19 protein-coding genes and 2 tRNA genes are annotated in these 24914 nt (G+C 68.4%); 8 read left to right on the top strand and 13 right to left on the bottom strand.

What is annotated here, in order from left to right; all coding sequences use genetic code 11:
• Positions 1 to 17: 17 nt before the first annotated feature.
• The 4 genes from BLS85_RS04745 to BLS85_RS04760 form a co-directional block, all read right to left on the bottom strand.
• Positions 18 to 94 (bottom strand) — tRNA-Asp (locus BLS85_RS04745).
• Between the two features lie 174 nt (positions 95 to 268).
• Positions 269 to 520: a hypothetical protein gene (locus BLS85_RS04750; RefSeq protein ID WP_092782905.1), complete on the bottom strand. Its 252-nt coding sequence runs from the start codon at positions 518 to 520 to the stop codon at positions 269 to 271.
• Between the two features lie 5 nt (positions 521 to 525).
• Positions 526 to 1098 (bottom strand): molybdenum cofactor biosynthesis protein B, encoded by a 573-nt coding sequence (moaB, locus tag BLS85_RS04755; RefSeq protein WP_092782909.1) that lies wholly within the window; start codon positions 1096 to 1098, stop codon positions 526 to 528.
• Between the two features lie 468 nt (positions 1099 to 1566).
• On the bottom strand, positions 1567 to 4206 hold the full coding sequence (locus tag BLS85_RS04760; RefSeq protein ID WP_092782912.1) for a hypothetical protein: 2640 nt from the start codon (positions 4204 to 4206) through the stop codon (positions 1567 to 1569).
• Between the two features lie 360 nt (positions 4207 to 4566).
• On the opposite strand from BLS85_RS04760, the gene BLS85_RS04765 reads away from it, so the two are divergent.
• Positions 4567 to 5112 (top strand): GNAT family N-acetyltransferase, encoded by a 546-nt coding sequence (locus BLS85_RS04765; protein WP_092782915.1) that lies wholly within the window; start codon positions 4567 to 4569, stop codon positions 5110 to 5112.
• A gap of 6 nt (positions 5113 to 5118) precedes the next feature.
• On the opposite strand, the gene thiE is transcribed toward BLS85_RS04765, so the two are convergent.
• A complete protein-coding gene (gene thiE, locus BLS85_RS04770; RefSeq protein WP_092782918.1) occupies positions 5119 to 5793 on the bottom strand; it encodes a thiamine phosphate synthase in 675 nt (224 codons plus the stop codon).
• Between the two features lie 134 nt (positions 5794 to 5927).
• Between thiE and BLS85_RS04775 the strand changes: the two genes are divergently transcribed.
• Complete coding sequence (locus tag BLS85_RS04775; protein WP_092782921.1) at positions 5928 to 7157, top strand: class I SAM-dependent rRNA methyltransferase; 1230 nt, start codon at positions 5928 to 5930, stop codon at positions 7155 to 7157.
• A gap of 50 nt (positions 7158 to 7207) precedes the next feature.
• Here BLS85_RS04775 and BLS85_RS04780 read toward each other — a convergent pair whose 3' ends face one another.
• Positions 7208 to 7684: a FeoA family protein gene (locus BLS85_RS04780; protein WP_092782924.1), complete on the bottom strand. Its 477-nt coding sequence runs from the start codon at positions 7682 to 7684 to the stop codon at positions 7208 to 7210.
• Between the two features lie 378 nt (positions 7685 to 8062).
• On the opposite strand from BLS85_RS04780, the gene BLS85_RS04785 reads away from it, so the two are divergent.
• Both BLS85_RS04785 and BLS85_RS04790 read left to right on the top strand, forming a co-directional pair.
• Positions 8063 to 8977 (top strand): LysR substrate-binding domain-containing protein, encoded by a 915-nt coding sequence (locus tag BLS85_RS04785; RefSeq protein WP_092782927.1) that lies wholly within the window; start codon positions 8063 to 8065, stop codon positions 8975 to 8977.
• A 488-nt stretch (positions 8978 to 9465) separates the two neighbouring features.
• Positions 9466 to 9555 (top strand) — tRNA-Ser (locus BLS85_RS04790).
• A gap of 112 nt (positions 9556 to 9667) precedes the next feature.
• On the opposite strand, the gene BLS85_RS04795 is transcribed toward BLS85_RS04790, so the two are convergent.
• Positions 9668 to 11002, bottom strand: a complete 1335-nt coding sequence (locus BLS85_RS04795; RefSeq protein WP_092782930.1) for a DUF2336 domain-containing protein — start codon at positions 11000 to 11002, stop codon at positions 9668 to 9670.
• Positions 10999 to 12684, bottom strand: coding sequence for a GGDEF domain-containing protein (locus BLS85_RS04800; protein ID WP_143027093.1), 1686 nt, complete (start codon positions 12682 to 12684; stop codon positions 10999 to 11001). The genes BLS85_RS04795 and BLS85_RS04800 overlap by 4 nt, the downstream gene beginning before the upstream one ends.
• A gap of 407 nt (positions 12685 to 13091) precedes the next feature.
• On the opposite strand from BLS85_RS04800, the gene BLS85_RS04805 reads away from it, so the two are divergent.
• Entirely contained in the window at positions 13092 to 13679 is a 588-nt protein-coding gene (locus tag BLS85_RS04805) for a YqgE/AlgH family protein (RefSeq protein WP_092782936.1), read from the top strand.
• A gap of 163 nt (positions 13680 to 13842) precedes the next feature.
• Here the strand turns inward: BLS85_RS04805 and phnE (BLS85_RS04810) are convergent, their stop codons facing one another.
• The 5 genes from phnE (BLS85_RS04810) to BLS85_RS04830 form a co-directional block, all read right to left on the bottom strand.
• Entirely contained in the window at positions 13843 to 14706 is an 864-nt protein-coding gene (gene phnE, locus BLS85_RS04810; protein WP_092782939.1) for a phosphonate ABC transporter, permease protein PhnE, read from the bottom strand.
• Positions 14703 to 15587 (bottom strand): phosphonate ABC transporter, permease protein PhnE, encoded by an 885-nt coding sequence (gene phnE, locus BLS85_RS04815; RefSeq protein WP_092782942.1) that lies wholly within the window; start codon positions 15585 to 15587, stop codon positions 14703 to 14705. Before phnE (BLS85_RS04815) ends, phnE (BLS85_RS04810) begins: the two co-directional genes overlap by 4 nt.
• 72 nt (positions 15588 to 15659) lie before the next feature.
• Complete coding sequence (gene phnD, locus BLS85_RS04820) at positions 15660 to 16568, bottom strand: phosphonate ABC transporter substrate-binding protein (RefSeq protein WP_092782945.1); 909 nt, start codon at positions 16566 to 16568, stop codon at positions 15660 to 15662.
• 81 nt (positions 16569 to 16649) lie between these two features.
• A complete protein-coding gene (gene phnC, locus BLS85_RS04825; protein ID WP_092782948.1) occupies positions 16650 to 17441 on the bottom strand; it encodes a phosphonate ABC transporter ATP-binding protein in 792 nt (263 codons plus the stop codon).
• A 291-nt stretch (positions 17442 to 17732) separates the two neighbouring features.
• A complete protein-coding gene (locus BLS85_RS04830; RefSeq protein ID WP_092782951.1) occupies positions 17733 to 18560 on the bottom strand; it encodes a class I SAM-dependent methyltransferase in 828 nt (275 codons plus the stop codon).
• 394 nt (positions 18561 to 18954) lie between these two features.
• On the opposite strand from BLS85_RS04830, the gene BLS85_RS04835 reads away from it, so the two are divergent.
• From BLS85_RS04835 to BLS85_RS04845, 3 genes are read left to right on the top strand one after another with little or no spacing between them, the layout of a single operon-like run.
• Positions 18955 to 20058 (top strand): efflux RND transporter periplasmic adaptor subunit, encoded by a 1104-nt coding sequence (locus tag BLS85_RS04835; RefSeq protein WP_092782954.1) that lies wholly within the window; start codon positions 18955 to 18957, stop codon positions 20056 to 20058.
• 4 nt (positions 20059 to 20062) lie between these two features.
• Complete coding sequence (locus BLS85_RS04840) at positions 20063 to 23203, top strand: efflux RND transporter permease subunit (RefSeq protein WP_092782957.1); 3141 nt, start codon at positions 20063 to 20065, stop codon at positions 23201 to 23203.
• The gene (locus BLS85_RS04845; protein ID WP_092782960.1) at positions 23200 to 24636 is read left to right on the top strand and encodes an efflux transporter outer membrane subunit; all 1437 of its coding nucleotides are present in this window, start codon (positions 23200 to 23202) and stop codon (positions 24634 to 24636) included. The genes BLS85_RS04840 and BLS85_RS04845 overlap by 4 nt, the downstream gene beginning before the upstream one ends.
• Positions 24637 to 24914 lie beyond the last annotated feature (278 nt).

Raw genomic sequence — 24914 nt, forward strand, 5'->3', positions numbered from 1 at the left:
CTAAGTCTTTGATTTTATGGCGCGAGTGACGGGACTTGAACCCGCGACCTCTGGCGTGACAGGCCAGCGCTCTAACCAACTGAGCTACACCCGCATAAAGGTCCGCCGCGTTCCGACGGAGGCCGGGTATGTATCAGGACGGGCGGGGCACCGCAAGCGCTTTTTCGCCCGCGCCGCCTCGGGTCAGGCCGACGGTTCGTCGGCGCGGGGGTCAGGCCGACGGTTCGTCGGCGCGGGGGTCAGGCCGACGGTTCGTCGGCGCGGGGGGTCAGGCCGACGGTTCGTCGGCGCGGGCCACCTCGCGCCCGGCGGGCAGCATCGTGACCCGGTGCACGCCCGGGCTGATCTGGACCGCCTCGACCCAGCCGCGGTCCACGCACTCGCGCAGGGTGCGCCACAGAATCGAGGACGGGCGGACGTTGGTGATGGCGATGTCGCCCGACATGGCCACGAGCTGAAGCAGCAGCCGCTGTTGCGGCAACACGGTTACCGGATAGGGGGCGGCACGCAGGACGACCATGACCGTCAGCCCGCCCCACCCGTCGTCCCGCCCGTCGCCGGAGCGGCCAAGTGCTCCCGCAGGCGCGGCATGAGTTCCACGAAGTTGCAGGGCCGATGCCGGCTGTCGAGCTGGGTGGCCAGGATGCCGTCCCAGGCGTCCTTGCACGCCCCGGTCGAGCCCGGTAGGGCGAACAGATAGGTGCCGTCGGCCACCCCGGCCGTGGCGCGGGACTGGATGGTCGAGGTCCCGATGGTCTGATAGCTCAGCCAGCGGAACAGCTCGCCGAAGCCGGGAATGTGCTTCTCCACCACCCGGTCCATGGCCTCCGGGGTGACGTCGCGCCCGGTCACACCGGTGCCGCCGGTGGTGATGACCGCGTCGACCCCGGCGTCGGCGATCCAGGCGCGCAGGTGGTCGGCGATGCGGTCGGCGTCATCGGGCACGATGGCCCGGTCGGCGAGGACATGGCCGGCCGCCGTCAGGCGCTCGACCAGAACGTCGCCGCTGCGGTCCTCGGCCAGGGTGCGGGTGTCCGAGACGGTCAGCACGGCGATACGCACCGGCAGAAACGGCAGGGAAGGGTCGATGCCGGCCATGGGAGCGACAATCCTTGATGATGCGCCTTGGGATGATGGACCCGATCCCGTCACTCTAGTCTCTGGCGCGGCGCGGCGAAAGGGGCAAGCCTAGTTCGCAACCATTGTCAGGGTTGAGGGAGAGCACCGGGTGCGGTCGGGGCCAGCCTGTTCTCCTCCCCCATTTGTGGGGGGAGGTTGAGAGGGGGGGCAGGCGGAAAACAGCGGCTTTGGATGTGTGTGAATCGGATCGCCTATCCAGGGGAGGGAGTCCGCGCGGCGCCCTCCACCAGAACCGAACACCATGTCAGCGGATGCGAATGGATCACCCGATGTCCCGGCTGGTCCGCTGTCCGCGCGCGCCCCTCGGTTCGGGTCGCGTGCGATCCCTGAAACGCGAACGGACGGGGAGAGCCCCCGTCCGTCCGGTGTGTGCAGGATACAGGGCGCCCACCCGGCCAGGCGAATCGGACCAGGGGATGCGCGGCATCAGGTGACTGGACCGAAGTCGTTCACGAAGACCGTGGCGGTATCCGTATCGCCATCATTGTCGGTGATGGTGTATTCATGCCTGTCTGCCTGACCGTCACCAGTGAAGGTGACCGTCCAGCCGTTGGCGGACTCCGTCAATTCTACATCGGTGGCCCCATCGACAGTGACGTTCTTGAGCCCATCCGCGCCCACCTCTTCCTGCGTGATGACAAACTGGTACGTATCTCCGCTTAGATGTTCCAATTCTTCTTTATCTTCCGCCACCGGCACACTGTCATCGATGCGGATGCTGAAGTCCAGCAGGACCGGGTCGCCGTCGTCGTCCGTGGTCCGGATCGCGCCCGGTATGTTCAGGACGGCCACGTCGGGGGCCATGGGCACCTGCTGATAAATCTGGTTCCCACCGCCGGTGTGCTGAGCGCCCTCGTGCTCGACGGCCCCCAGAAGCTCGAATTGGTACCCGCCATCCAGATATAGAGTCATCGTGAACACGGGGGCGTCAGCGTTCGAAAGCTCGGCCGGCGGGGTCCCTGCCCAACCCCAAATCTGTTGGCCGTCGTCACCGTCGAGGACGGGCGTTCTCGAGAGTGTTCCGTCAACCTCATTGTAGTACCACAGCGTGATGGACTTGTAGGTCCCCGTGGCCTCGTCCAGTCCCATCAGGTTGGTCTGCGTGCTGTTCAGATCATCGGTGAACGTAAAGAGAGCGCTCCCGTCGATCTCGGCGTACGGTGCGAGTTCCGGACCATCGGCACCGTAATCGGCGACCAACGCATCTTCGTTTCCTGTCGTGTTGAAGGGCTTATCAATCCCCCCCGATGCGGTCGCCATGCGGTCCCCGGCTTCACTCACGATCTCCTCGCCCACGGTGTGGTCGTTGACGGTGAGTTGGACATCCCCATCCAGGAACGAGAGTCTGGTGCCGGGGTCGCTGCCGGGGATGTTGTCGTTCTCGTTTCCGGGTATGAAATCGACGCCTTTGTTTCCTGCGAGGTTGATCCAATCCGGCGGAAGGGCCGACGTCTTGGACGTCTGATCACTACCGATATTGGCGTTCTGAATGACAAAGAAGCCGATCTCGTCTTCCGAATACCCTTCAATGGTGAACGACTGGCCGTAATCGGGCGTACCACTCCAGATGACATGGCCGACCCTCGGGTTGCCCTCGTCATCCATATTCCAGGGCGCCTTCACGTACCAGCCGATGGTGTCGCCGTCGCCGCTGTAGTCCAGGGCAGTGACGTCATCGCCGAACTGTGGCTCCCAGCCCCAATAGGTCACCGTGACCGCCTTGGGTTCCGGTGTGTCGTCGTTCACCGCGAAGGTTACCGTGCCGGACCCGTCCTCCGTCTGGTACGGGACGGAAATCGGGATGTTGTCCTCGGTTCCGGCCTGATCGTGGTACAAAGCCTGGTGGAGCAGCACAACGTAGTCGTTGCCCGTGATCTCGGCCAAGGGGGTCCCCGTAATCGGAAGGACCGTCAGGGCGACGTCCCAGGGGGTGATTTGCTCCTGGGTGGCGAGCGCGCGGTCCAGGTTCTCGTCCTCGCCGCCATTCTTGGGGGCCACGACCAGATGGATGGCCCCTGACGCTCCGGAAACCCACGTCAACGGGGCGCCATCGGCACGCGTGTACTGTGCCGTCTCGTCGGGCAGGAATGCCAAGCCATCGCCCGGTTCCACCTCCGGAATGTCGCCCAGGGCCGCGACCTCCGTGAAATCCATCAGCCGGTTCAGGATCGGGTGGTCTTCAATGAAGGCGTTCAGGTCACCGTCGTATTGGTCATCAAGATACTGTTGGAAACCCTCGGCATGCTCCTGAATGAGGCCGCCCAGAAGATCCACCCACGGCTGGCGGGCGTCCACATCGCCGGGGCCACCCGGGATGCCGTTGTGGCCCCAGAAGAGACTGACCAAGTTGAACCCATGCAGCCCATCTTCGTCCACGACGACGCCGATGTCGGGCTCCTCGGGCGTCTCGACCGGTTCGGGCGCCGCAACCGGGGCCGCAGCGGGGGTTGCCACCGGCTCGGGCTCGGGCGCGACGAACTCATCCGGCGCCGCCGCCACATCGAACGCAAGGTCCAGGTTGCCCAGCAGGCCCAGCGGATCGATGCCCTCGCCGAGGCCACCGATCCCGTAGCTGCCGAACCCGGCGCCGCCACCGCCTTCGCCGCCGCCACCGGGCTGCGCCGCGGGCGCGCCAGCGGCCGGCGTTCCTCCCCCGGCGGCCGGAGCCAGATCGTTCAACTCAATGCCGTAGTCGGCAATCAGGAGATCGGGGGTGATGACCGTGCCGTCGGCGAGCGTCAGCGCCGGGGGCAACGCGCCGGAGTCGGGCGACGCGAAGGTCAGGTAATCCGACAGAACAACGGTGCCGCCACCGTCGAACGACAGCACGAGGTTGCCGCCGTCCTGGCTGAACGATACCCGATCCGGGGCCGCGTCCACGCTAAAGGCCTGACCGGGTGTGACGAACACCTCGGACGTCTCGCCGGCCGTCGGCGGCACCAGCACGATGGCCGTGCCGGCGGTCGGATCGGCCTGCGCCAGCAACACGCCGGCGGACGTGGCCTGATCGGTGGTCTCGGTGTGGGGGGCGGTGTCGATGGTGGCACCCGTCGTCGTGTCGGTCATCGTCATCTCCTTCGGTTTCAGGCGGCACCGCTCTTCCCGGCGAGCCGCTCACACCGCACCTGTCCAATCCATGTCGGGCGGTGGGCTGAGCCCACAATTTCTATAAGACAATCTAAATTGCCCACAATCCGTGACCGGCTTCATCCCCCATATGGTGTAAAAGCGCCCATCGGGTGCGCTCGGATTTCGTTGCCGGGCAGAATTGAACGGCGCTGCCCGGGTGGGGGATTTGGTGTCTGGTTTGGCAACCGGCTGTCCTGCCTCGGTCGGTGACAAAATCGTGGGGGGCGCGCCGCGCGGGTGGTATAGACGCAGCAGATCCGCCGACGCTGAATCGCGCCGGTCCTGAGGAGTGTGTTGATGGTTCCCGTCGCGTATGCCGTCCGTTCCGAGGTGCCCGAAGACGACGCCGCCATCGAGGGTGTGCTCGACCGGGCCTTCGGGCCCGACCGCCACGCCAAGCGCTCCTATGCCTACCGCCAGGGTGTTGCCCCTGTCCCCGAGCTGTCCTTCGTGGCCGACCGACCCGACGGCTCAGTGCTGGGCACGATCCGCTTCTGGCCGGTCCTGGTGGGAGAGGCGCCGGTCCCGGCGCTGCTGCTGGGACCCATCGCGGTGGAGCCCGCGCTGTCCCGCCTGGGCATCGGCAAGGCGCTGATGCGCAAGGGCCTGTTCGAGGCCGAGCGCCAGGGTCATGGACTGGTCGTTCTGGTTGGTGACCGGCTGTATTATGAGCCGTTCGGATTCCAGCCGGCCAGTCGGTTCGGCCTGGTCATGCCGGGCGAGCGGCCGCACCGCCTGCTGGCCCTGGAACTGGCCGAAGGCGCGGCCGGCGACGGCGGGACCCTGCGATCCGTCGCGGGCGGGTCCGATGCCGCGTCGCCTCAGACCGGCCGGGAGACCTGAGCGCCCTCACCCAGGCACCACCTCCCGTTCGGGTGAGGCCTCTTCCATCAGCGCGTTGAACCGCGCCACGGCGTCGCGCGGCCCGCCGGGCCAGTCCCACACTCCGGCACTGACGGCCAGGAAGTCCGCGCCGGCTTCGATCAGCGGCCGGGCGTTGTCCGGCGTGATGCCGCCGATGGCCACCACGGGGACGACCATGGCCTCCGCCCACCACCTCAACAGGTTGATGTCGGCCCGCGTCTTGGCCTGCTTGGTGTCGGTGGGAAAGAAGGCGCCGAAGGCGACGTAGTCGGCGCCGCCCTCTCCGGCCTCCATCGCCAGATGGCGCGAGTCGTGACAGGTGACGCCGACGATGCGGTCGTCGCCCAGGATGCGGCGGGCCTCCGCCAGCGGCGTGTCTTCCTGTCCCACATGTGCGCCGTCGCACCCCGTGGCCAGCGCCAGATCGGGCCGATCATTCATCAGCACGGCCACGTCCCGGGTCTGGGCCACGGGCACCAGCGCCTCGGCGACGCGGCGGATGGTGGCGTCGTCCGCTGGCTTCAGGCGTATTTGCAGGCAGGCCACATCGCCGCCGTCCAGCGCCTCCGCCAGGGTGGCGGCGAAGGCGTCGGCATCGTCGATGACCGGCGGCGTGATGAGGTACAGGCGGCAGCGGTCGCTGGGGTCTTGGCTGGGCATGGTCGTCTTTCAAGGGGGGGGCGCGAACAGGCTGCAGCGTAACCCCGCCCGGTGGTCCTGTGTAGAGCGTTCGGACGGGTTGCGTTCGGGCCGGCGACGGATATGGTGTCCGCCCCTTTCGAAAGGCCCGCGGCATGTCCGATCCCTCGTCTGCCGACACCCCTGATCCCGCCCGTCCGCCGCATCCCCGCGTCACGTTGCGGCCGAAACATGCCATCCGGCTGCGGCGCGGCCACCCGTGGGTGTACTCCAACGAGGTGGCGATGACCCCGGAGGCCAAGGCGTTGCCGCCGGGCACGGTGGTCACGGTGCTGGACGCCGGCGACGAGCCGCTGGCCACCGCCCTGTTCAACCCGCATTCGCTGATCGCCCTGCGGGTCCTGGTTCGGCGCCCTGACGTCGCCGTGGACGGGGGTCTGATCGGCGAGCGGCTGCGCCGCGCGATTCGGTTGCGCGAGACCCTGGTCTCCGACCCCTTCTATCGCTTGGTTCACGCCGAGGCCGACGGCCTGCCCGGGCTGATCGTGGACCGTTTCGGCGATTGGCTGACGGTGCAGGCGAACAGCGCCGGCATGGAGCGCCTGTTGCCCCGGGTGCTGGAGAGCCTGGAGGCGCTGTTGAAGCCGGCCGGGATGGTGATCCGCGATGACACCCACGCGCGGACGCTGGAAGGGCTGCCCGACACCGGGCACCGCCTGCACGGCGCCACGCCGGACGGCCCAGTGCGCGTGGTCGAGCGCGGCGTGAGCTATCTGGCCGACCTGACGGCGGGGCAGAAGACGGGGTGGTTCCACGACCAGCGCGACAACCGTGCCCTGGTGGCCGGACTGGCCGGCGGACGGACGCTGCTCGACCTGTACAGCAACGCCGGCGGCTTCGGGCTGGCCGGCGCTGTTGCCGGCGCGGCCGATGTGCTGTGCGTGGACACGGCGGCGCCAGCGCTTGCCCTGGCCACCAAGGCGGCGGCGCTCAATGGGGTCCAGGCGCGCGTGCGCACCGAGCGCGCCGACGCCTTCGACGCCCTGGAGGCGCTGGCCCGCGATGGCGCCCGGTTCGACGTGGTGGTGTGCGATCCGCCCAGCTTCGTCAAGGCGCGCAAGGACCTGGAGTCGGGCGCGCGGGGATACCGCAAGATGGCGCGGCTGGCGGCGGCGGCGGTGGCGCGGGAGGGCTTTTTGTTCGCCGCCTCGTGCTCGCACAACATGCCGGCCGAACGGTTCGTGGACGAGGTCACGCGGGGCGTCGCCCAGGACGGGCGGGATGCGCGCGTGCTGGCCCGCGTCGGGGCCGCGCCGGACCACCCGCTGCACCCCATGCTGCCGGAGTCGGCCTACCTGAAGGGTGTGCTGTTGGCCTTGGATTGAGGACTGGCGGCGACGTCCGGAACGCCAAGTTCAGGGGCGGTCCGACAGGATCATACGTCCGTTACCTGAACGTGGGCGGCCTCAGCGCGGCGCAGGGTGAGGAACGTGTCCTCGATCCGCACCTCGACGGGATCATCCAGGGGCGCGCTGCGCACGACCTGAAGGCGGGCATTGGGCACCAGCCCCAGGTCCATCAGGCGTTGGCGTACGGGGCCGCGCCCGTGCAGGGCCACCACCCGGCAGAGCCCACCGGTGCCGATGTCGTTCAGCGACGGTCCTTCGAACGCGGCCTCGGGTCCACCACGGTTGCGCCCGCGCCCGCGCCCATGTCCCCGTCCAAGTCCGCGTCCGGCTCCACCGCCATGTCCGTGAGCGTGGCCCTGTTGGTGGCCCGGTTCGGGTTCATGCTCCCCGGGACCTTGCGCCACGTCGGCGCCGCCCACGCCACGCCCCGGCGCCGCGCCGTGTCGACGCCAGCGCCCGCGCCCCCCGAATGCCCGTCCCTTCCGACCCAGTCCGTCGAACATGCGTTCCTGTCCTCGTCAGGCGGGAACGGTCACCGCAGGCGCGGTCATCATCCCCACTTTCTGTGTGGTTTCCATCTCTGTTTACCTTAATTGAGAGGCATTCGCATGTCCAGGCAATTCTGATCCCGACCCAAACGGGTCAATGCGGCCCGTGCCGAGCACGTTTCATGTCGAACTCTTTGTTATGACCGGCTTATCCCCCTGGGTCCGGTTGGCGCAGCCGGTGGTGGGTCCAGCTACCGTACGTCCCCCACGTCAAGGGGATCCCAGAAACAGGGGGATAAGCCTTTTTTATGAAACGCGTGGCCTTCAACGCCACTGTCGCTTAAATTTGCTGCGTTTCCTCGCCCGACGTTCCATCGGACCCATCATTCGCCCATGCGAGCCCTGCCCAGCCCCCGACAACTGCGCTATCTGGTCACTGTCGCCGAAACGCTGCACTTTGGTCAGGCGGCGGATCGCTGCAACGTTACCCAATCAACGCTGTCGGCGGGCATCCGGGAGTTGGAGACCCTGCTGGGGGTGACCCTGATCGAGCGGCAGTCCCGACGCCGCGTGGTGATGACCCCGGTCGGTCACGAGATCGTCGCCCGGGCGCGTCATCTGCTGATGGAGGCGGAAACCCTGGTCGACGTCGCGGCCGCGCGGACAAAACCGTTGTCCGGGCTGCTGCGCCTGGGGGTGATTCCCACCATTGGGCCCTATCTGCTGCCGGCTGCCCTGCCGGCGTTGCGGCGGCAGTATCCCGACCTGCGGCTCTATCTGCACGAGGCGCTGACGGACACCCTCCTGGAACGACTGGCCGTCGGTCGCCTGGATGCGGTTCTGGTGGCCACGCCGTTCGACCTGCGCGGGATGGTTTCCCTCGACCTCGGCGAGGAGGACGTCGTGGCCGCTCTGCCCGCCGATCATCCGCTGGCGGCGCGCGACACAGTGTGCGAGGCCGACCTCGCCGACGAGACGCTGCTGATGCTGGAGGACGGGCATTGCCTGCGCGACCACGCGCTGTCGGCCTGCCACCTGGATCGCGGCCGGGCCGACACCCGGTTCCAGGCCACCAGCGTTAGCACCCTGACGCAGATGGTGGCGGCCGGGCTCGGCGTGACCCTGCTGCCCCGCATGGCCGTGGCGCGGGAGGTCCCGCCGAAGGGCGGTGTGGTGGTCCGCAATCTGGCGGAGGCTCGACCGGCCCGCACACTTGTTTTGGCCTGGAGGCCGGGCGCGGCGCGGGAGCCCGATTTTCGGCTGCTGGGGGAACTTCTGCGGGAGACCCGCGTGGGACAGGAGGGGTGAGCGGTCACGGCGCGCGCGCCCGACCCGTTGATCAGCCGTTCTCAGTTTGGCCGCGCGGCCTCCGAAGGGAACGGCTGGGGGCCCAGGCGCGACCCGGACTCCCTCCCGTGGATAGGGCTATCATATTCACACGTCTTCCCGCCGAAGCGGCGGCTCTTCGCTCACGCGACATCTTGACTCGTCATTGCGAACCCTCGTCGCAAGACGAGGGTGAAGCAATTCAGGGCACAAAACGCAAGTATCCGCCCTGGATTGCCCCATGTTTTAATTTGGGCTGCGCTCCTCGCAATGACGAACAAAAGTAGAGTTGTCTGAATCAGATAGCCCCGAAGGGGGAGGAGAACAGGCCGGCACCGGCCGCAACCGGTGTCCTCCCGCCGTCCCGAGAATTGCTGCCCGTTGATGCCCCCCGTTGACGTCCTTGGGGGTGGGCGTGTACAACGCCTTCCTCGTTTCGAAACGGGGGCTAGGCCCCGGCGCGTCCCGCTGGAGGGCGGGCAGGACGGTAATGCAGCGGATTGCTAATCCGTACACCGGGTCAAACCGGTGACTGGGTTCGACTCCCAGGCCCTCCGCCAACACACCCACGCCCCGAATCTCCTTGCGACATCAAGGAATTCGGGGTGGATCGGGTGAGGCGCGCGCTGCGGCGAAACGGGTCGAGCCGAACCGGATTGAACCGACGCCGGATCAGCATCCGCTCGCGCCGGACGGCTCCTCCCTGTTGGTCTCCTCAAGGTCGCGGAACATGGCGATCTGCCAGTCCATTTCCGAGATCTCCAACGGGAAGTGCCCGGTGTCCGGATCAGGTCGCAGAATTTCCTGAGGCGGGATGGCGGCCAGCCATCTCTGCAGGTCGGCCAGAATGCTCGCGGGCAGCCCCGCCTTCCAGATCAACGAGACGATTCCCTTGGGGCTGGAGGCGCGCACCGCCGCGACGACGGCCATGGGACTGATATCCGCCAGGGCCGCCAGCAGGGCGATGGCCCGGGTCCGGTCGTCGTTGTCCATCGCGAGGCGGATATCGGATTCGCCAACGGTGCCGGCCCGGATCTCCTTGACGATGTGGGCGTGAAGCTCCTGCAGGGCGGCGCGCCAGTCCGGACCGTAATCGATCAGATCGCCCTCGTCCGCGCCGGGCTCCAGGCGCCGGTGCATTTCGCGCGAGACGGCCATGGCGTCTTCCGGGGTCAGATCCTCGCGCAGCATCAGGGCCTGAACCAGAGTGTCGGACACGTACACCGCGAGGCGCCGCGCGGCATCATCGGGCAGGGAGGGACGACGGACCAGCGGGCCATGCCAGGCCGGTACCGCGGCGGCACGGTCGATCAGCGCGTCCAGGGTTGCCTCACGGATCTGCGCCCCGCGGTTGGTCAGCATGTCGGCGATGGCGCCGGTGTCGTCCGTGCCGACGATGGCCTCCGTGACCCTCTCGGTCAGTCCCCCCGGCCGCCGGGCAATGGCCGAAAGATGCTCGCTGGCCGGCTGGTTTTCGATGATCGACAGCAGATCCGCGTCCGTCAGAACGGGACTGAAGGTCAGAACCGGGGCGGCCACGGCGATTTCCGCGTCGCGCGCCAACCGGTTGATGACTGCGGGCGGTGCGTGGGCGACATCCTTGAGCGCCTCCGCCAGCAACGCCCGGACCTTCGGAATCGCATCCTGGGCCAGCCTCGTCAGGGACTCATGGACCTTCTCGCGGGCGCGATTCCTCTCGTCGTCCGACAGATCCGGTGCCAGAGCGGTGATGCGTCGGACCAGGGCGAGACGCACATCCTCGTTGCCATCGTCGGTCAGCCGCAAATAGGCGCGGGCGGGGGTGGCCACGTTCCCGGCGATGGCCCCGCGGACCTCGGCATCGTCGTCCCCGGCCAGATAATACAGTACTTCGGGCGCGAGATCGGTGCGATGGGCCAGGGTCCGGCGCACCGTGACGTCATCGTGTGCCGCCAGTTCCCGGGCCTCCTCGTAAGTGAGGGTATTGTCGCTGTTTTCCTTGAACAGACGCCGCAACAGGTCGGTCATCGTGCCTCCGGGTGCCCATCACCATCCCGGGAGACGGGCTCCACGGGGTCCGCCAGATGGTAGCGGCCCTTGCCCCCCAGCTTGGCCGCGTACATGGCGGAATCGGCCCGTTTGATCAGCGTCTCCAGGCTCTCCGGCCGGTTCGGATCGCAGACCGCGATGCCGATGGAGAGGGCCAGCGGGTGGTCCGGGCGACCGCTCATCGGCAGCAGCAGGGCGCCGCCCTCCAGGAAGTCCCGTGCCTTCTGGTTCGCCACCGCATCATCCGCGTCCTCCAGCCAGACGGCGAATTCGTCGCCGCCCAGCCGTGCGACAAGATCGGTCGGACGGGTCCGCTGGCCCAGGATGTCCGCGACCATGGTCAGGACGCGGTCGCCCTGGGCATGGCCGCGCGCATCGTTGACCTGCTTGAAGTTGTCCAGATCGAGGTAGAGCAGGGCCGAACTGGCCTGGGCGCGCTCCAGGCGGTGATGTCGGCGCTCGACGTCCTCCAGAAAGGCGCGACGGTTGAGCAGACCCGTCAGGGCGTCGGTGCGCGACAGGGTCATGATGGTTTCGTATCGGTTGATCTGCTCATTGGCGATCCCGACCTGATCGGCCACATCGTGAATCAGCTTGCGGTCATCGCCGCTCCAGGGCCCCCGTTCCGCGCGGCGCCACACAACGACGGCGCCATTGAGGGTCTGGTGGTGATTGGTAGTAACGACCATGACGTTCACCGTGCCGACGAAAGCTTCCCAGGGTTGGGCGCCGAGCGTCAACTCCTCCGGCAGGGCGTCGGGCGACGGCGCGGCATCCCGCGACCCATAGTCGCCGCCCACGATCAGGTCCGCCAGGGGATACGACGCCCCGTCGTCATCCGGCGACATGGACCCTGCTGGACCCCGCCGCAGGATGCGGCAGCCGCATGCGCCGATGCCCTTGGCCAGAGCCTCGGCGGCCATGGTGAGGATGCCGCTGATGTCCACCTCGTCGCGGAAGGCGCGGACGACCCGGGCGCGCACCTGCTCGCGATTGTGAAGCCGCCGCAGCGCCCGTTCCTGCTCGCGCTGTTCGGTGACGTCCCGGCAGATGCCGCGGGTGCCCTGTCGCGCCCCTGCCGCATCGTACACGGGCATGGCCGACGCCAGCAGACAGACCGCCCGGCCGTCGCCGGCGCGGGCCCACAACTCAACGTCGCGCACGGGCCGGGTGGTCTGGAACACGATGGCCACGTCCTTGCGCTCCCAGCGGTCGAGAAGATCCACCGGGTCCGTGTCCAGCAGGCCGTGTTCGCGGTATCCCAGGGCATCGCTCGGCATGATGAACGAGAACCGCCCGTTGGCGCCGGTCTCCCAGGCGAAGTCGCTGGCCAGACTGACGTAGTCCTTGTAGCGCGCGCGGCTGTCCGCCAGGGCGCTGTAGAGGGCCGCCTCCAGGACCGGATCGCGGCCAAGCAGCAGCACCCGCAGCCCGTCGGCCAGCGGAATCGCGATGACGTCCAGGCCCGACGCCTGCCCGGTCGTCGCCACGGGCACCAACCGCAGAACCGGCGTCTTCGTATCGCGGGCCAGACGAATGGCGCCGGGCAGATCGCCCTTCGCGCCCGGTTCCAACAGGGGGATCAGGCGACGCGCGCTGGCATTGCTGTCCAGAAGACTGCCGTCGTTGCCGATGATCGCCGCCGGCCCGGGGTAAGCCATGACGGTTTCGCGCCCCAACTCGAACGTCGCGGGCGTTTCTGTGGGTCGGACGGGGTCGGCCGCAGCCGGCGCGGGCGTTGTCAGGTCCTGTGGTGTCACGGCGGGCTGATCGATCCGGGGTTGCAGGTCACCCGTTGCCCCGAAACGAACCGGGGCAAGCCTTGATCATACAGTGCTTTTCCGCCCGACGCGATAGGCCGCGAAACGGACTCACTCTGAGTTCTATCGCCTTTTCAGGGAGCCTGCGGTTCGCCGGGCGGACCTGTCCGGACGCCGCCAGAGGTCGGGTGAGCACCGGCACGCCCAAGAACGAGAAGCACCGCCCACGTACGGTTCCGCTTGGCACGGGCGGTCAGACGTGATCGAATCAGGTTGTGGAAACGTGGACCCGACCACAGGTGGGACCGATGGTGGAGACATTCGCCAGCGTCGGCGAGGCGGACGGCTATCTGACGGGCAAGTGCCTGGTGGCCATGCCGGGCATGAGCGACCCGCGTTTCGTGCGGGCCGTCATCTATATCTGCGCCCACACCGAGGAGGGCGCCATGGGGCTGGTGGTCAACCGCGCCATCCCCGATTTCAGCTTCTGCGACCTGCTGGAACAGCTCAACATCCCGGCCACACCGAGCTGTCAGCAAATCCAGGTGCAGTTCGGCGGCCCGGTGGAAAGCCAGCGCGGCTTCGTTCTGCATTCGTCGGACTATATCCACGAGGGCACCCTGGTCGTGGACCGGGCCGTGGCCCTGACCGCCACCCTGGAGGTGCTGCGCGACATGGCCATCGGCACCGGGCCGACCCGGTCCCTGATGGCCCTGGGATACGCCGGCTGGAGCCCCGGGCAACTCGACGACGAACTGCGCCGCAATGTCTGGCTGACGGTGGACGCCGATCCCGAACTGGTGTTCACCCCCGACCTGGACGCCAAGTACGGTCTGGCCATGGCTCGCATCGGCATCGATCCGGCGCTGCTGTCCAGCGAGGGCGGCCACGCGTGAGGCCGGTCGGCATCCGCGATGCACACCTCCAACCGGCTCGGCGGATCGCCAACGCTGCAGGCTTCTCCCGGCCTTCGGGCGGTTGGGGATGACGTGCTGCTCCTCAACGGCAAGGCGTTGATCCGGATCTTGGCCCAAGGGACATCCGGGAAAGCGCGGGAGGTTACCCGCCGCGCACACCGATGAAGCGCTGTCGGATGAAGCGCGACAGGGTGTCGATCAGGAACACCGTGATCAGGATCAGGATGATGATGAAGCCGGCCTCGTCCCAGTTGTTGACCCGGATGCGGTCGGACAACTGCAGGCCGATACCGCCGGCGCCGACGAAGCCCAGGATGGTGGAGGAGCGGGTGTTGGACTCGAAGTAGTACAGGGTCTGGCTCAGCATGATGGGCACCACTTGCGGCAGCATGCCCAGGCGTATCTCCGCCAGACGGCCGCCGCCAGCGGCGCGCACACCCTCGACCTCGCCCTGGTCGATGTTCTCGATGGCTTCCGCGAACATCTTGGCCAGCACCGCCATGTCGCCGACGATGATGGCCAGAATCCCGGCGAACGGCCCCAGGCCGACGACGTTGATGAAGATCATGGCCCAGATGAGCTGGGAAATGCCGCGAAAGACGTCGAAGGTCCGCCGGGTGAGAAAATGGATCGGCCACGCCCGGACCACCGTCTTGGCCCCAAGGAAACCCAGAGGAACCGCCAGCAGAGCGGCGCCCAGCGTGCCCAGAAAGGCCATGGCCAGGGTCTCGCCGATACCCTTCAGGAAGTCCGGCAGGTTGCCGTTGTGTGCCGGTGGCCACATGAACGACAGCACGTCGCCCAGCCTGCCGAACCCGGCCGCGATCATGGCGACATCGAAAAAGCGAAGCTGCCACAAGGCGTAGACCAGAAATGCCGCGAATCCGGCCCAGCCGGCCCAACGGCCCAGGCGCTGGCGCAGCGGTGGCAGGAACAGGCGCGGGTGGCGCCGTCGCAGCGCGGCGACCTCGTCGGCGCTCGGGATGACGGCCTCGCGCCCGATCATCGCAACGCCTCCGTGCCGATCAGGCGGTGGCGAAGGTTTTCACACGTCATGTCGATGACCATCACGGTGGCGATCAGCAGCAGCACGATGGCGCTGATCTCGGTGAACAGGAACTGACGGAACACGAACATCAGCTCCTGCCCGATGCCACCGGCGCCCACGAAGCCGATGACGGTGGCCTCGCGCACATTGATCTCGAAGCGCAGCAATGTGTAGCTCGCGTAGTTGGGCAGCACCTGCGGCACCACGGCGTAGCGCATCGCCTGCACCCAGGACGCGCCCGCCGCGCGCGCTCCCTCGACCGGGCGGGGGTCCACGTTCTCGTTGACCTCCGAGAACAGCTTGCCCAGCGCGCCGGTGGTGTGGATGGCCAGCGCCAGCACCCCCGGGAACGGTCCCAGCCCGAACGAGAACACCAGGATCATGGCATAGACGAGTTCGGGCACCCCGCGCGCGATCTCCAGCAGGCGGCGGGTGACGAAGTAGATCGGCCAGTTGCGGGTCAGGTTGCGCGAGGCCGGGAAGCACAGAACGAAGGCGCCGACGAAACCCAGCAGGGTGCCCAGAAAGCCGATCAGCACCGTGTCCCACAGCAGGGCCAGCCAGATCCCGATGCGGCTGTACCATGCGCCGAGATCCTCCAGCACATGACTCGCACGCACGGTCGGCAAGGTGTCATGGATGTAGGTGAAGAAGCCCGGCAGGCCGGTGACGAACTCCACAACGTCGACCTCGCCCAGAATCCACGACGCCACGAAGCAGGCGGCGAAGGCCAGCACGGCCAGAACCGTGTGCGGCCGGCGCGCGCGGATCGCGGCGGTGCGCCGCTCTTCCAGGCGAGCGGCGGGGTCGTCCGGCGCGGAAATGGTGGCGTCTGTCATGGCGGGGAGGGACTCTGGTTCAACAAACCGAAGGGCGGGCGCCCAAGGGGCCCCCGCCGTTGATTTCTGATCCTACCGATCCGCCAGATTGGTCTGGATCATGCGCACCACGCCCTCGTAGTCGGCATGCGTGACCAGCTTGAAGCCGCTGGCCTGACCATCCGTCAGGCTTTCCCAGGCCTCTGGGGACGCCTCTTTCATATTGTAAAGAGCCTGCTGGACATCCGTGCGCATGTCTTCCGGCAGTTCGGTGGACATGGCCCACGGGCTCGACGGCAGCTTCGGCGAGGTCCAGATGACCCGCCAGGACCCATCCTCGATCATGCCCTTGTTGGCCATGCGCTGCGGGTTGGAGCGCTCCGCGTCGCGCCACCATGTGGCGGCGGCGTCGTAGGTGCCGTTCAGCACGGCCATGACGCTGTTCTCGTGGCTGCCGGAGAAGCCGGTGGAGCCGAAGAACGCATCCGGATCATATCCGGCCTCGCCGAGGAAAAAGCGGGGCGCCTGATGGCCGGAGGTGGAGTTCGGGTCGGCGAAGGCCAGCGACTTGCCTTCCAGGTCGTCGATGCTCTGGTAGGGGCTGTCGGCCTTGACCACGACGACGGAGTGGTAGCCGAAGTTGCCGTCCAGATCGAGTTCGCCGACCAGCGGCTCGACCTTGCCGTCGGTGACCATCCAGCACTTCGAGTAGGACGCCGGCCCGAAACGGGCGATCTCGATCTTGCCGGCGCGCACGCCCTCGATGATGCCGGCGTAGTCGGTGGCGGTGCGCCACTCGATGGTTACGCCCAGGGCCTCCTCCAGGTAGTCCTGGACCGGCTTGAAGCGCATGGTACGGTCGGCCTCGTTCTCGGACGTGATCACACCGAAGCGAAGGGTCGGGTAGTCCTCGCGCCAGTCGGCCAGCGCGGGGGCGCTGGCGCCGGCCAGAGTGGCGGCTGCCGTGGCGGCGGCGATCAGGGTGCGGCGGGTCAGGGACATGGGTCTCTCCTTGGCGGTCGCGGGTGGGCGAAACGGGATGATGCGGTGTCGCGCGGCCCGGTGCGGACGGAAACGATCCGGTCAGGCCACCGCCGAAGCGGGCGGGTGGTTCCAGGCAGGACCGTCGCCATCCCTGGCTTCGGTCCCGAACAGGTCGCGGATGATGGGGGAGGTCAGCGTCTCGGGCGGGCCATCGAAGACGACGCGCCCGTCCTGCATGCCGATGATGCGGTCGCAGGTGTCACGGGCCGTGCTGATGTGATGCAGATTGCACAGGACGGTCAGGCCGTCCTCTCGGTTGATGGCGCGCAGGGCATCCATGACCCGCTTGGCGTTGCCGGGATCGAGCGAGGCAATGGGCTCGTCGGCCAGGATCAGGCGCGGTTGTTGCACCAACGCACGAGCAATGGCCACGCGCTGTTGCTGGCCGCCGGACAGGGTCTCGGCGCGTTGCAGGCCCTGGTCCGCGAGGTCGAGCCGCTCCAGGGCCTGGGCGGCCAGGGCCCGTTCGGATCGGGAGAACTGTTTGACCAGCGTGGGGACGGTGGCGCGATGGCCGACGCGGCCGACCAGCACATTGGTCAGGACGTCCAGGCGGCCGACCAGATTGAACTGCTGGAAGATCATGGCGCAGGCGGCGCGCCATTCGCGCAGGCGCCGTCCCTTCAGGCGCGTGACATCGACGCCGTCGAAATGAACCTGCCCCTCGGTGGGATCGATCAGGCGGTTGATGAGGCGCAGCAATGTGGACTTGCCGGCGCCGGAGCGGCCGATCACGCCCACCATCTGGCCCTGCGGGATCTCAAGCGAGACACCGTCCACGGCTGTCACACAGGGGCCGTAGCGTTTGACCAGCGCGGTTGCCTTCAGCATGGAGACCTCTCGTCCGAAAAAATTCAGGCAAGACCAGAGAGTAAGGCGCAGAAGTGACAGGCGCGTGTCAGGTTGGTGAAGATTGAGCGAAAACAGAAATACGCGAAATAAAATGTCGAGGGTTCCCGAGTCCTTGTGCGGACGCTTCTCGGGAACCCGATGAGTCGTGGATTCATCTATTAAGAGGCTGGGTGCGCCTTCCGACTTCATGACCCGCACGCAGTCTATATGGCGAACGCCCCAACGTCCGTTTTTGTGGCGATCCCCTGGTCGCCTGGGCGCGCCCCGGGGTCACGGCACAAGGTCCGTCCGGATCATTGGTCCTCCCGGCCGCGCCAAGTAGAGTTCGCTGACGTAGGGGACGCTGACCTCGCCTTCGGCATTCGCATGGGGTCGCGCGATGTCCCGGATCATGGACTGTCCCTTGGCGTCGCCGACTTGGGCGAACGCCCGCTGGACCTGGGTCGATGACGCCGCCATCTCGACGAAGGCATCAACCCCCATCCGCCGGTCCCAGCGGAACTGCTGCGCGACCACCTGTCCGAATCGGCGCAGCAGTTCCTGTGCGAAGGGACTGTCGCGGTAGCCGCGGGTGTAGCGCGACCCGTCGCCGCGAATGGCTTGGGCCTCAATGAACCGCTCATAGGCCTCCATGAACGGCGACGCCCGCCAGTCCCGGTTGTTCTGGAACATGGCGAGGACGCCGCCGGTCGCCAGCACCCGAGCCGCTTCGTCGAAGAAGGCCGCCCGGTCGAACCAATGGGCGGCCTGACCCACGGCCACCAGGACGGCCGCGTTGTCGGGGACCGGGAGGCGCTCGGCCGTCCCCTCCGCATACCGAAGCCCGGGGGTGCCCGTGGCGTCGGCTTCGGCCGCGTTTCGCATGTCGGCGTTCGGTTCCACGCCGAGAACCGCGCAGGACGACGGCAGAGTCGCGCGCAACTGGCGCGTGGAAATGCCCGTTCCAGCGCCGACGTCCACCGCCAGGGCATCGGGGCGACACGCCGCGTCACCGACCGCCGTCGCGACCGCCGCCATCAGATCGGCTGGGTAGGACGGCCGCGACCGCCGATAGATCCCGGCCAGACCGCTGAAATCGCCTTCGGTTCGAGTCGCCATCAATCCCTCGCTGCCTCCGTGGCCGGAACCGGCACCAGTCAGGGTGCCGCCCGGTTCAGCCAGAAACCGCGCTCACGCGGACTCTGCCCTTGACCGAGGCAAAGGATGCAATGAAACGAAGACAAAATCGTGATGGCGGGATGACTCTTTTGCAAAACAGGAACAAAAAATCAAACAATGGATGATTTGTCTACTATTAAAAATAGTGAAAAACCGGACCCGGATGATGTTGCGCCCGGGCCGCCTTCCGGTGGATCGAGCCGCCGCTTGGGTGCAGATACGAGTGTCGCGGACCTCGACCCGGTCTCAGTTCGTGCCTATCTTGCGGGCATGATCCGCCGGATCGTCCGGCGGTGACCATCCGCGCGCCGAGCGACGCGCCCGGGAGACGCTCATGCGAGTGATCGGTCAGGTCCTGCTGGCCGCCGCGATCCTGGGTGGCGCGGCGTTGGCCTACCAGTTCGGGGACGGTCTGATTCCGGGGGCCGGACAGGCCGGAGCCGGCCCGTCGTCCGGCGGAGGTGGCAGCGGACGGCCGGCGGCGCGGGTGGTGGTCGAGCCGGTGGTTCTGCGTTCCGAAACCACCCGCCTGGAGGCCATCGGCACCGGCGAGGCGATCCGCTCAGCCAGCCTGCATCCCGACGCCGCCGGGACGGTGGTGGCGGTCCATGTCCGGCCGGACCAGCGGGTCGCCCAGGGCGACGTCCTGCTGGAGTTGGATGCCCGCCGCGAAACCCTGGCCCTGGATCTGGCCAAGGCGCGCGAGGCCGAGGCGGAACGCCTTCTCAGGCGCTACGAGACCGCCGGCCGGGGTGCCGTTCCGGCCTCCACCGTGGACGAGGCCCGCACCGCCCTTGAAGCCGCCCGCATCGCCCGGCGCGAGGCCGAGGTGGCGCTGGAGGACCGGCGCCTGACCGCGCCTTTCGCCGGTCATGTCGGCTTCATCGACGCCGACGTGGGCGACCGGGTCACGCCCGATCAGTCGGTGACCACGCTGGATGACCGCTCCGCCCTGCTGGTGCGGTTTTCGCTGCCGGAATCGGCCCTGGGCCGGATCGCCGTCGGGAAAACGGTGGAGATCGCGCCCTTGAGCAGCCCCGACGCGACCCTGGCCGGCCGGCTGATCGACATCGGCAGTCAGGTGGACCCCGCCACCCGATCCGTGACCGTGCGCGCCCGCCTCGACAATCCGGATGCTGTGCTCAGGCCGGGTATGAGCTTCGCCGTCGGCCTCGACCTGACCGGGTCCGAGCGCCCTCTGGTGCCGGAAATCGCCGTGCAGTGGGGCGCGGACGGCCCGTTCCTGTGGGTCGTGCGCGGCGGCGAGGCCTCGCGCGAGCCCGTTCGCATCATCCAGCGGCGCGAAGGCGTGGTTCTCGTCGCGGGCGCCCTTGATGACGGCGAGTTGGTGGTGGTGGAGGGCATCCAGCGCATGCGAGAGGGCATTCCCGTGACCCTGGTGGACCCCCCGGCCCGCCAACCCGCGCCGGGCAGTTAGCCCCATGACCGACCCGACCCCCAACCCCGAGGCACGGGCCGACCTGCCCTCGTTGGCGATCCGCCGGCCGCTGCTGGTCCTGGTGCTGAACCTGCTGATTGCACTTGCCGGGGTTACCGCCATCCTGGGCGTGGAGGTGCGCGAGTTGCCCGACGTGGACCGGCCCATCGTCTCGGTGCGGGGCGACTGGCCGGGCGCCGCGCCGGAGACCATGGACTCCGAGGTCACCCGCGTGGTCGAGGCGGCGGTGGCCCGGGTCTCCGGTCTGCGCGCGTTGCGCTCCTCCAGCGAGGAGGGCAACTTTCGCATCCGCGCCGAGTTCCACCCCGGCGCCGACCTGGAGGCCGCCGCCGCCGACGTGCGCGAGGCCGTCAGCCGGATCGAACGCCAGTTGCCAGACGGGGTCGAACAGCTCACCGTGGTCAAGGCCGATGCCGATGCCCAGCCGGTCCTCAGGTTGGCGGTTTCCAGCGACATGCTGGGCGAGGCGGCCCTGACCCGCGTCACCGAGACCGACATCGTGCCGGCCCTGGTGGCCGTGCCGGGGGTCGCCGATGTCTCGGTCTACGGCGATCGGGCGCGCGAACTGCGCGTGGTGGTGGATCCGTTGCGGCTGGCGGCGCACGGCCTGACGGTGGGCGACGTGTCGGCGGTCCTGCGCACGGCGCCCATGGACGTGCCGGCCGGCAGCTTTGAGTCCCGCGACATGGACCTGATCGTGCGGGCCGATGCGCGCGTGTCCTCGCCGGCCGAGGTCGAGGCGCTGATCGTCCGCGACACGGTCCGCATCGGCGATGTCGCTGAGGTCTGGATGGGTCCGGAGGAGGCCACCAGCCTGTTCCGCCTCGACGGCCGCCGGGTCATCGGGCTGGGGGTGATCCGACAGGCGCGGTCCAACACCATCGCCATTTCCGACGGTATCCGAACGGCGGTGGAGCGCCTCAACGACCGCATGCCGGATGTCGAGATCCTGGTGACCTCCGACGATGCCGTGTTCATCAAGGGCTCGGTGCGGGAGGTTCTGACCACCCTGGGCATCGCTGTGGTGATCGTCGTCCTGACGCTGTGGGTGTTCATCGGCTCGCCGCGCGCCACCCTGATCCCGACCGTCAGCATTCCCATTGCCCTGATCGGTACCGTCGCCGCCGTCTGGCTGTTGGGCTTTTCCATCAACATCCTGACTCTGCTCGCGCTGGTGCTGGCGACCGGCCTGATCGTGGACGATTCCATCGTCGTGCTGGAGAACGTGCAGCGCCGCAAGGCCCAGGGCCTGGGCAGCCGGGCGGCCGCCGTGCTGGGCACGCGGCAGGTCTTCTTTGCCGTGGTGGCGACCACGGCCACGCTGGTGTCGGTGTTCGTGCCCATCGCCTTCCTGCCCGGCATGACGGGGCGTCTGTTCGAGGAATTCGGCTACGTCCTGGCCATCGCCGTGGCGATCTCATCGTTCGTGGCGTTGTCTCTGGTGCCGGCCCTGGCGGCACGCCTGCCGGCATCGGCGGCGCGGGAGGCGGGCAAGCGCGGCCCCCTGAGCACCTTGGGGCACGGCCTGGCTCGACTCTACGACCGCACCCTGGCCATGGCGCTGGGCGCGCCCCTGGTGGTTCTGGCTCTGGTCTCGGTGTTCGGCGCCGCCGGCTGGGTGCTCTATCAGGACCTGGACCGCGACCTTCTGCCGCAAGAGGACCGGGGCGTTCTGTTCCTCTCCGCCAGCGGGCCGGACGGCGCCAATCTCACCTACGCCACCCGTCAGGCCGACTATATCGAGGCCATCCTTGAGCCCTTTGTCGAACGCGGCGAGGTCGCCCGCGCCCTGACCATCGTCGGGCGCTGGGACCCCAACCGCGTCTTCGTCATCGCCCCCCTGGCGCCCTGGTCGGCGCGCGAGCGCAGCCAGCAGGCCATCATGAACGACCTGCGCGGGCCGCTGTCGGACCTGCCGGGCGTGCGGGCCGGGGTGTTCGGCTCCAATTCCCTGGGGCTGAGGGGGCAGGGCGGCGGCATGGAGGTGGCCCTTCTGGGCAACGACTACGACCACCTGTTCGAGGCCGCCAAGGCGCTGTCCCGGGCCATCGAGGACCGCGCCGAAACGCTCAGCGACCCCGACATCTCCTATCAGCCGACGCAGCCCGAACTGTCCATCCGGCTGGACCGGCGCGCGGCCGCCGACCTGGGGATCTCCCTGGATGCCCTGGCCGACACCCTGCGGGCCATGATTGACGGCGACGACATCGCCGACCTGAACCGCGACGACGAAACTATTCCCATCGTGCTGCGGTCGCGTCAGGGCGCCATCAATGATCCGGGTGATCTCGCCAATCTGTTCGTGCGCGCCGAAGGCGGTGCGCTGGTGCCGTTGTCCGGCCTGATTTCCCTGACCGAGGAGGGGGTGCCGGCCGAACTGGACCGGCGCGAACAGCGCCGCGCCATCGACCTGGACGCCGAGGTGGCGTCCGGCGTGGCGCTGGCCGACGCCCTGGCGGAATTGCGCGCGCTGGCGGCGGACGTGCTGCCCGACGACGTCGAGATGATCCCCCTGGGCGAGGCCGAGGCCCTGGAGCAGACCGGCCGGGACATGATGCTGACCTATATCCTGGCCCTGGTGGTGGTGTTCCTGGTGCTGTCGGCGCAGTTCGAAAGCATGGTCTCCGCCCTGGTGGTGATGACCACGGTGCCGTTCGGGCTGGCGGCGGGCGTGCTGGCGCTGTGGCTGACGGACACAACGCTGACGCTGTATTCGCAGATCGGATTCGTCATGCTGATCGGCCTGATGGCCAAGAACGGGATTCTTCTGGTGGAGTTCGCCGACCAGCTGCGGGACCGGGGCCTGTCGGTGCGAGAGGCCGTCACCACGGCGGCGTCGGTGCGGCTGCGGCCCATCGTCATGACCATGGTCTCGACGGTGCTCGGCGGGTTGCCCCTGATCCTGAGCACGGGCGCCGGGGCCGAGGCCCGGGCCGCCATCGGCTGGGTGGTGTTCGGCGGGCTGGGGCTGGCGGCGTTGGTCACACTCTATCTGACGCCGGTGGCGTATCTGGGGCTGGCGCGGCTGGCCAAACCGCGCGCCGCCGAGGGCGCTCGCCTGGAGCGGGAACTGGCCCACGCCGCCACCATCCCGGATCGCGGCGAGGAGGCGGCGGCGGAATGAGACACGGGCTCGTGACCGGGACGGCGCTGCTGCTCTCCGGCTGTCTGACCACGGCGGGGCCGGACTACGTGCCGCCCGATCTGGAGACTCCGCCCGCCTTCCGGGGCGCGGGCGCCGTGCCGGGGGACGCAGCTCCCCAGGTCGCGTGGTGGCGCGGCTTCGGGGATCCGACCCTTGACGCGCTCGTGGAGCAGGCGTTGGCGAACAACCTGGATATCGCCGCCGCCCAGGCCAGACTGGAGGAAGCCCGCGCCCTGGCGGGCGGGTCCCGCGCCGACCTGTGGCCGACGCTGGATGCCGACGCGGGCGTTTCGGGAACCGACGAGCTGATGCGGACTCCGGCGTCGACGACCCGGAGCGGCGGCAACGATCTGACCGGATCGACCGACGCCGGCCTGACGTTCGGGTGGGCGCCCGATCTGTTCGGCGGCCGGCGCCGCGCCGTTCAGGCCGCCGAGGCCGAGGCCCTGCGGCGCGAATTGGTGCGCGACGACCTGCGCCGACAGGTCGCGGCGGAGGTGGTGGCGCGCTACCTGGACATCGCCCGCGACCGCGCCACGCTGGCGATGATCGATGCCGCGCTCGACCTGCAAGGCCAGACCCTGGCGTTGGTGCGCCAACGCTATGCCGCCGGGTTGGTCGCGGCGCTGGATGTCAGCCGGGCCGAAGCCCAGGAGGCCTCGACGCGGGCGCGCCGGGGGCCGCTGCGGGAAAGCCTAACCAAGGCCCGGGCGGCGTTGGCCGTGCTGAGCGGACAGGCGGCCGGCTTCGCGGCCGATTCTCCGGCGCCGACGGCGATTCCCGTCCATCATGCCGGTGGGCCGGACGTCGGCCTGCCGCGCGACCTGCTGCGGGCACGCCCCGACGTGCGCGCGGCCGAGGCGGAGCTGATCCGGGCCACGGCCGGCATTGGTATTGCAGAGGCGGCGCTGTATCCCAGCCTCTCCCTGCCCGGCACCCTGACCCTGTCCAGCGCCGGTCTGGGCAGCGCCAGCGTGGTCACCACGATGGTGGGGACGCTGGCGGCGAGCCTCGATCTGCCTCTGTTCGATGCCGGGGCGCGCCGGGCCGAGCTGTCCGCCGCCGAGGCGCGGGCGCGCGAGGCCCTGGTAACCTACCGCGCCGCGCTGCTGGATGCGGTGGCGGAGGTCGAGACCGCCTTGGGGGCCCTTGATGCCGCGCGGGGGCGGGTGGAGGATCTGGGCGAGGCGGTGACCGCCAGCGAAGCCGCCGTGGCGCAGTCGCGCGACCTATATGCTCAGGGTCTGGTGGGATTCCTGGACGTGCTGGAGGCGGAACGCACGGTGCTCGACAACCGTCAGGCGCTGCTGGACGCCCGCGCCGACACGGCCCAGGCCGCTGCGGCCCTGTACGCCGCCATCGGCGCGCCACACGGCCCTCCCGCTTCGGAACCCGCGACAGGCCGGACCTGACGGGTGCTTCCTTGACCCATTATTGGCCCCAAGAAATCGAGAGGTGCGGGGGAGGGGGCTTGCCATGTCCCGTCGGTTCGCGACGCCCTTGGCTGCGACGACTCAACGAGAGCGTTTTTTTTTGCGTGTTGCGCCCGTTGTGAGGCGGATCCCATCATCCCGAGTATGCCGGAGGGCCTTCCAGCCCGAAGCCGCATCGAGGGGTCTCCCACGCGACGGCGCCTGACCAGTGATCGAGGGTGTACGGTGGCGGATCGAGACCCACGCATCCGGCTCCG

The organism is Rhodospira trueperi, from assembly GCF_900101965.1.
GTDB lineage: Bacteria > Pseudomonadota > Alphaproteobacteria > Rhodospirillales > Rhodospirillaceae > Rhodospira > Rhodospira trueperi.

What these genes read in the sequence shown, in the direction of transcription:
- phnE (WP_092782942.1), bottom strand. Translation starts at nt 15,587, where the DNA reads ATGACAGACGCCACCATTTCCGCGCCGGACGACCCCGCCGCTCGCCTG.
- BLS85_RS04760 (WP_092782912.1), bottom strand. Translation starts at nt 4,206, where the DNA reads ATGACCGACACGACGACGGGTGCCACCATCGACACCGCCCCCCACACC.
- phnC (WP_092782948.1), bottom strand. Translation starts at nt 17,441, where the DNA reads ATGCTGAAGGCAACCGCGCTGGTCAAACGCTACGGCCCCTGTGTGACA.
- phnD (WP_092782945.1), bottom strand. Translation starts at nt 16,568, where the DNA reads ATGTCCCTGACCCGCCGCACCCTGATCGCCGCCGCCACGGCAGCCGCC.
- moaB (WP_092782909.1), bottom strand. Translation starts at nt 1,098, where the DNA reads ATGGCCGGCATCGACCCTTCCCTGCCGTTTCTGCCGGTGCGTATCGCC.
- BLS85_RS04750 (WP_092782905.1), bottom strand. Translation starts at nt 520, where the DNA reads ATGGTCGTCCTGCGTGCCGCCCCCTATCCGGTAACCGTGTTGCCGCAA.
- BLS85_RS04785 (WP_092782927.1), top strand. Translation starts at nt 8,063, where the DNA reads ATGCGAGCCCTGCCCAGCCCCCGACAACTGCGCTATCTGGTCACTGTC.
- BLS85_RS04800 (WP_143027093.1), bottom strand. Translation starts at nt 12,684, where the DNA reads ATGGCTTACCCCGGGCCGGCGGCGATCATCGGCAACGACGGCAGTCTT.
- thiE (WP_092782918.1), bottom strand. Translation starts at nt 5,793, where the DNA reads ATGCCCAGCCAAGACCCCAGCGACCGCTGCCGCCTGTACCTCATCACG.
- BLS85_RS04805 (WP_092782936.1), top strand. Translation starts at nt 13,092, where the DNA reads ATGGTGGAGACATTCGCCAGCGTCGGCGAGGCGGACGGCTATCTGACG.
- phnE (WP_092782939.1), bottom strand. Translation starts at nt 14,706, where the DNA reads ATGATCGGGCGCGAGGCCGTCATCCCGAGCGCCGACGAGGTCGCCGCG.
- BLS85_RS04765 (WP_092782915.1), top strand. Translation starts at nt 4,567, where the DNA reads ATGGTTCCCGTCGCGTATGCCGTCCGTTCCGAGGTGCCCGAAGACGAC.
- BLS85_RS04775 (WP_092782921.1), top strand. Translation starts at nt 5,928, where the DNA reads ATGTCCGATCCCTCGTCTGCCGACACCCCTGATCCCGCCCGTCCGCCG.
- BLS85_RS04780 (WP_092782924.1), bottom strand. Translation starts at nt 7,684, where the DNA reads ATGTTCGACGGACTGGGTCGGAAGGGACGGGCATTCGGGGGGCGCGGG.
- BLS85_RS04795 (WP_092782930.1), bottom strand. Translation starts at nt 11,002, where the DNA reads ATGACCGACCTGTTGCGGCGTCTGTTCAAGGAAAACAGCGACAATACC.
- BLS85_RS04830 (WP_092782951.1), bottom strand. Translation starts at nt 18,560, where the DNA reads ATGGCGACTCGAACCGAAGGCGATTTCAGCGGTCTGGCCGGGATCTAT.
- BLS85_RS04835 (WP_092782954.1), top strand. Translation starts at nt 18,955, where the DNA reads ATGCGAGTGATCGGTCAGGTCCTGCTGGCCGCCGCGATCCTGGGTGGC.
- BLS85_RS04840 (WP_092782957.1), top strand. Translation starts at nt 20,063, where the DNA reads ATGACCGACCCGACCCCCAACCCCGAGGCACGGGCCGACCTGCCCTCG.
- BLS85_RS04845 (WP_092782960.1), top strand. Translation starts at nt 23,200, where the DNA reads ATGAGACACGGGCTCGTGACCGGGACGGCGCTGCTGCTCTCCGGCTGT.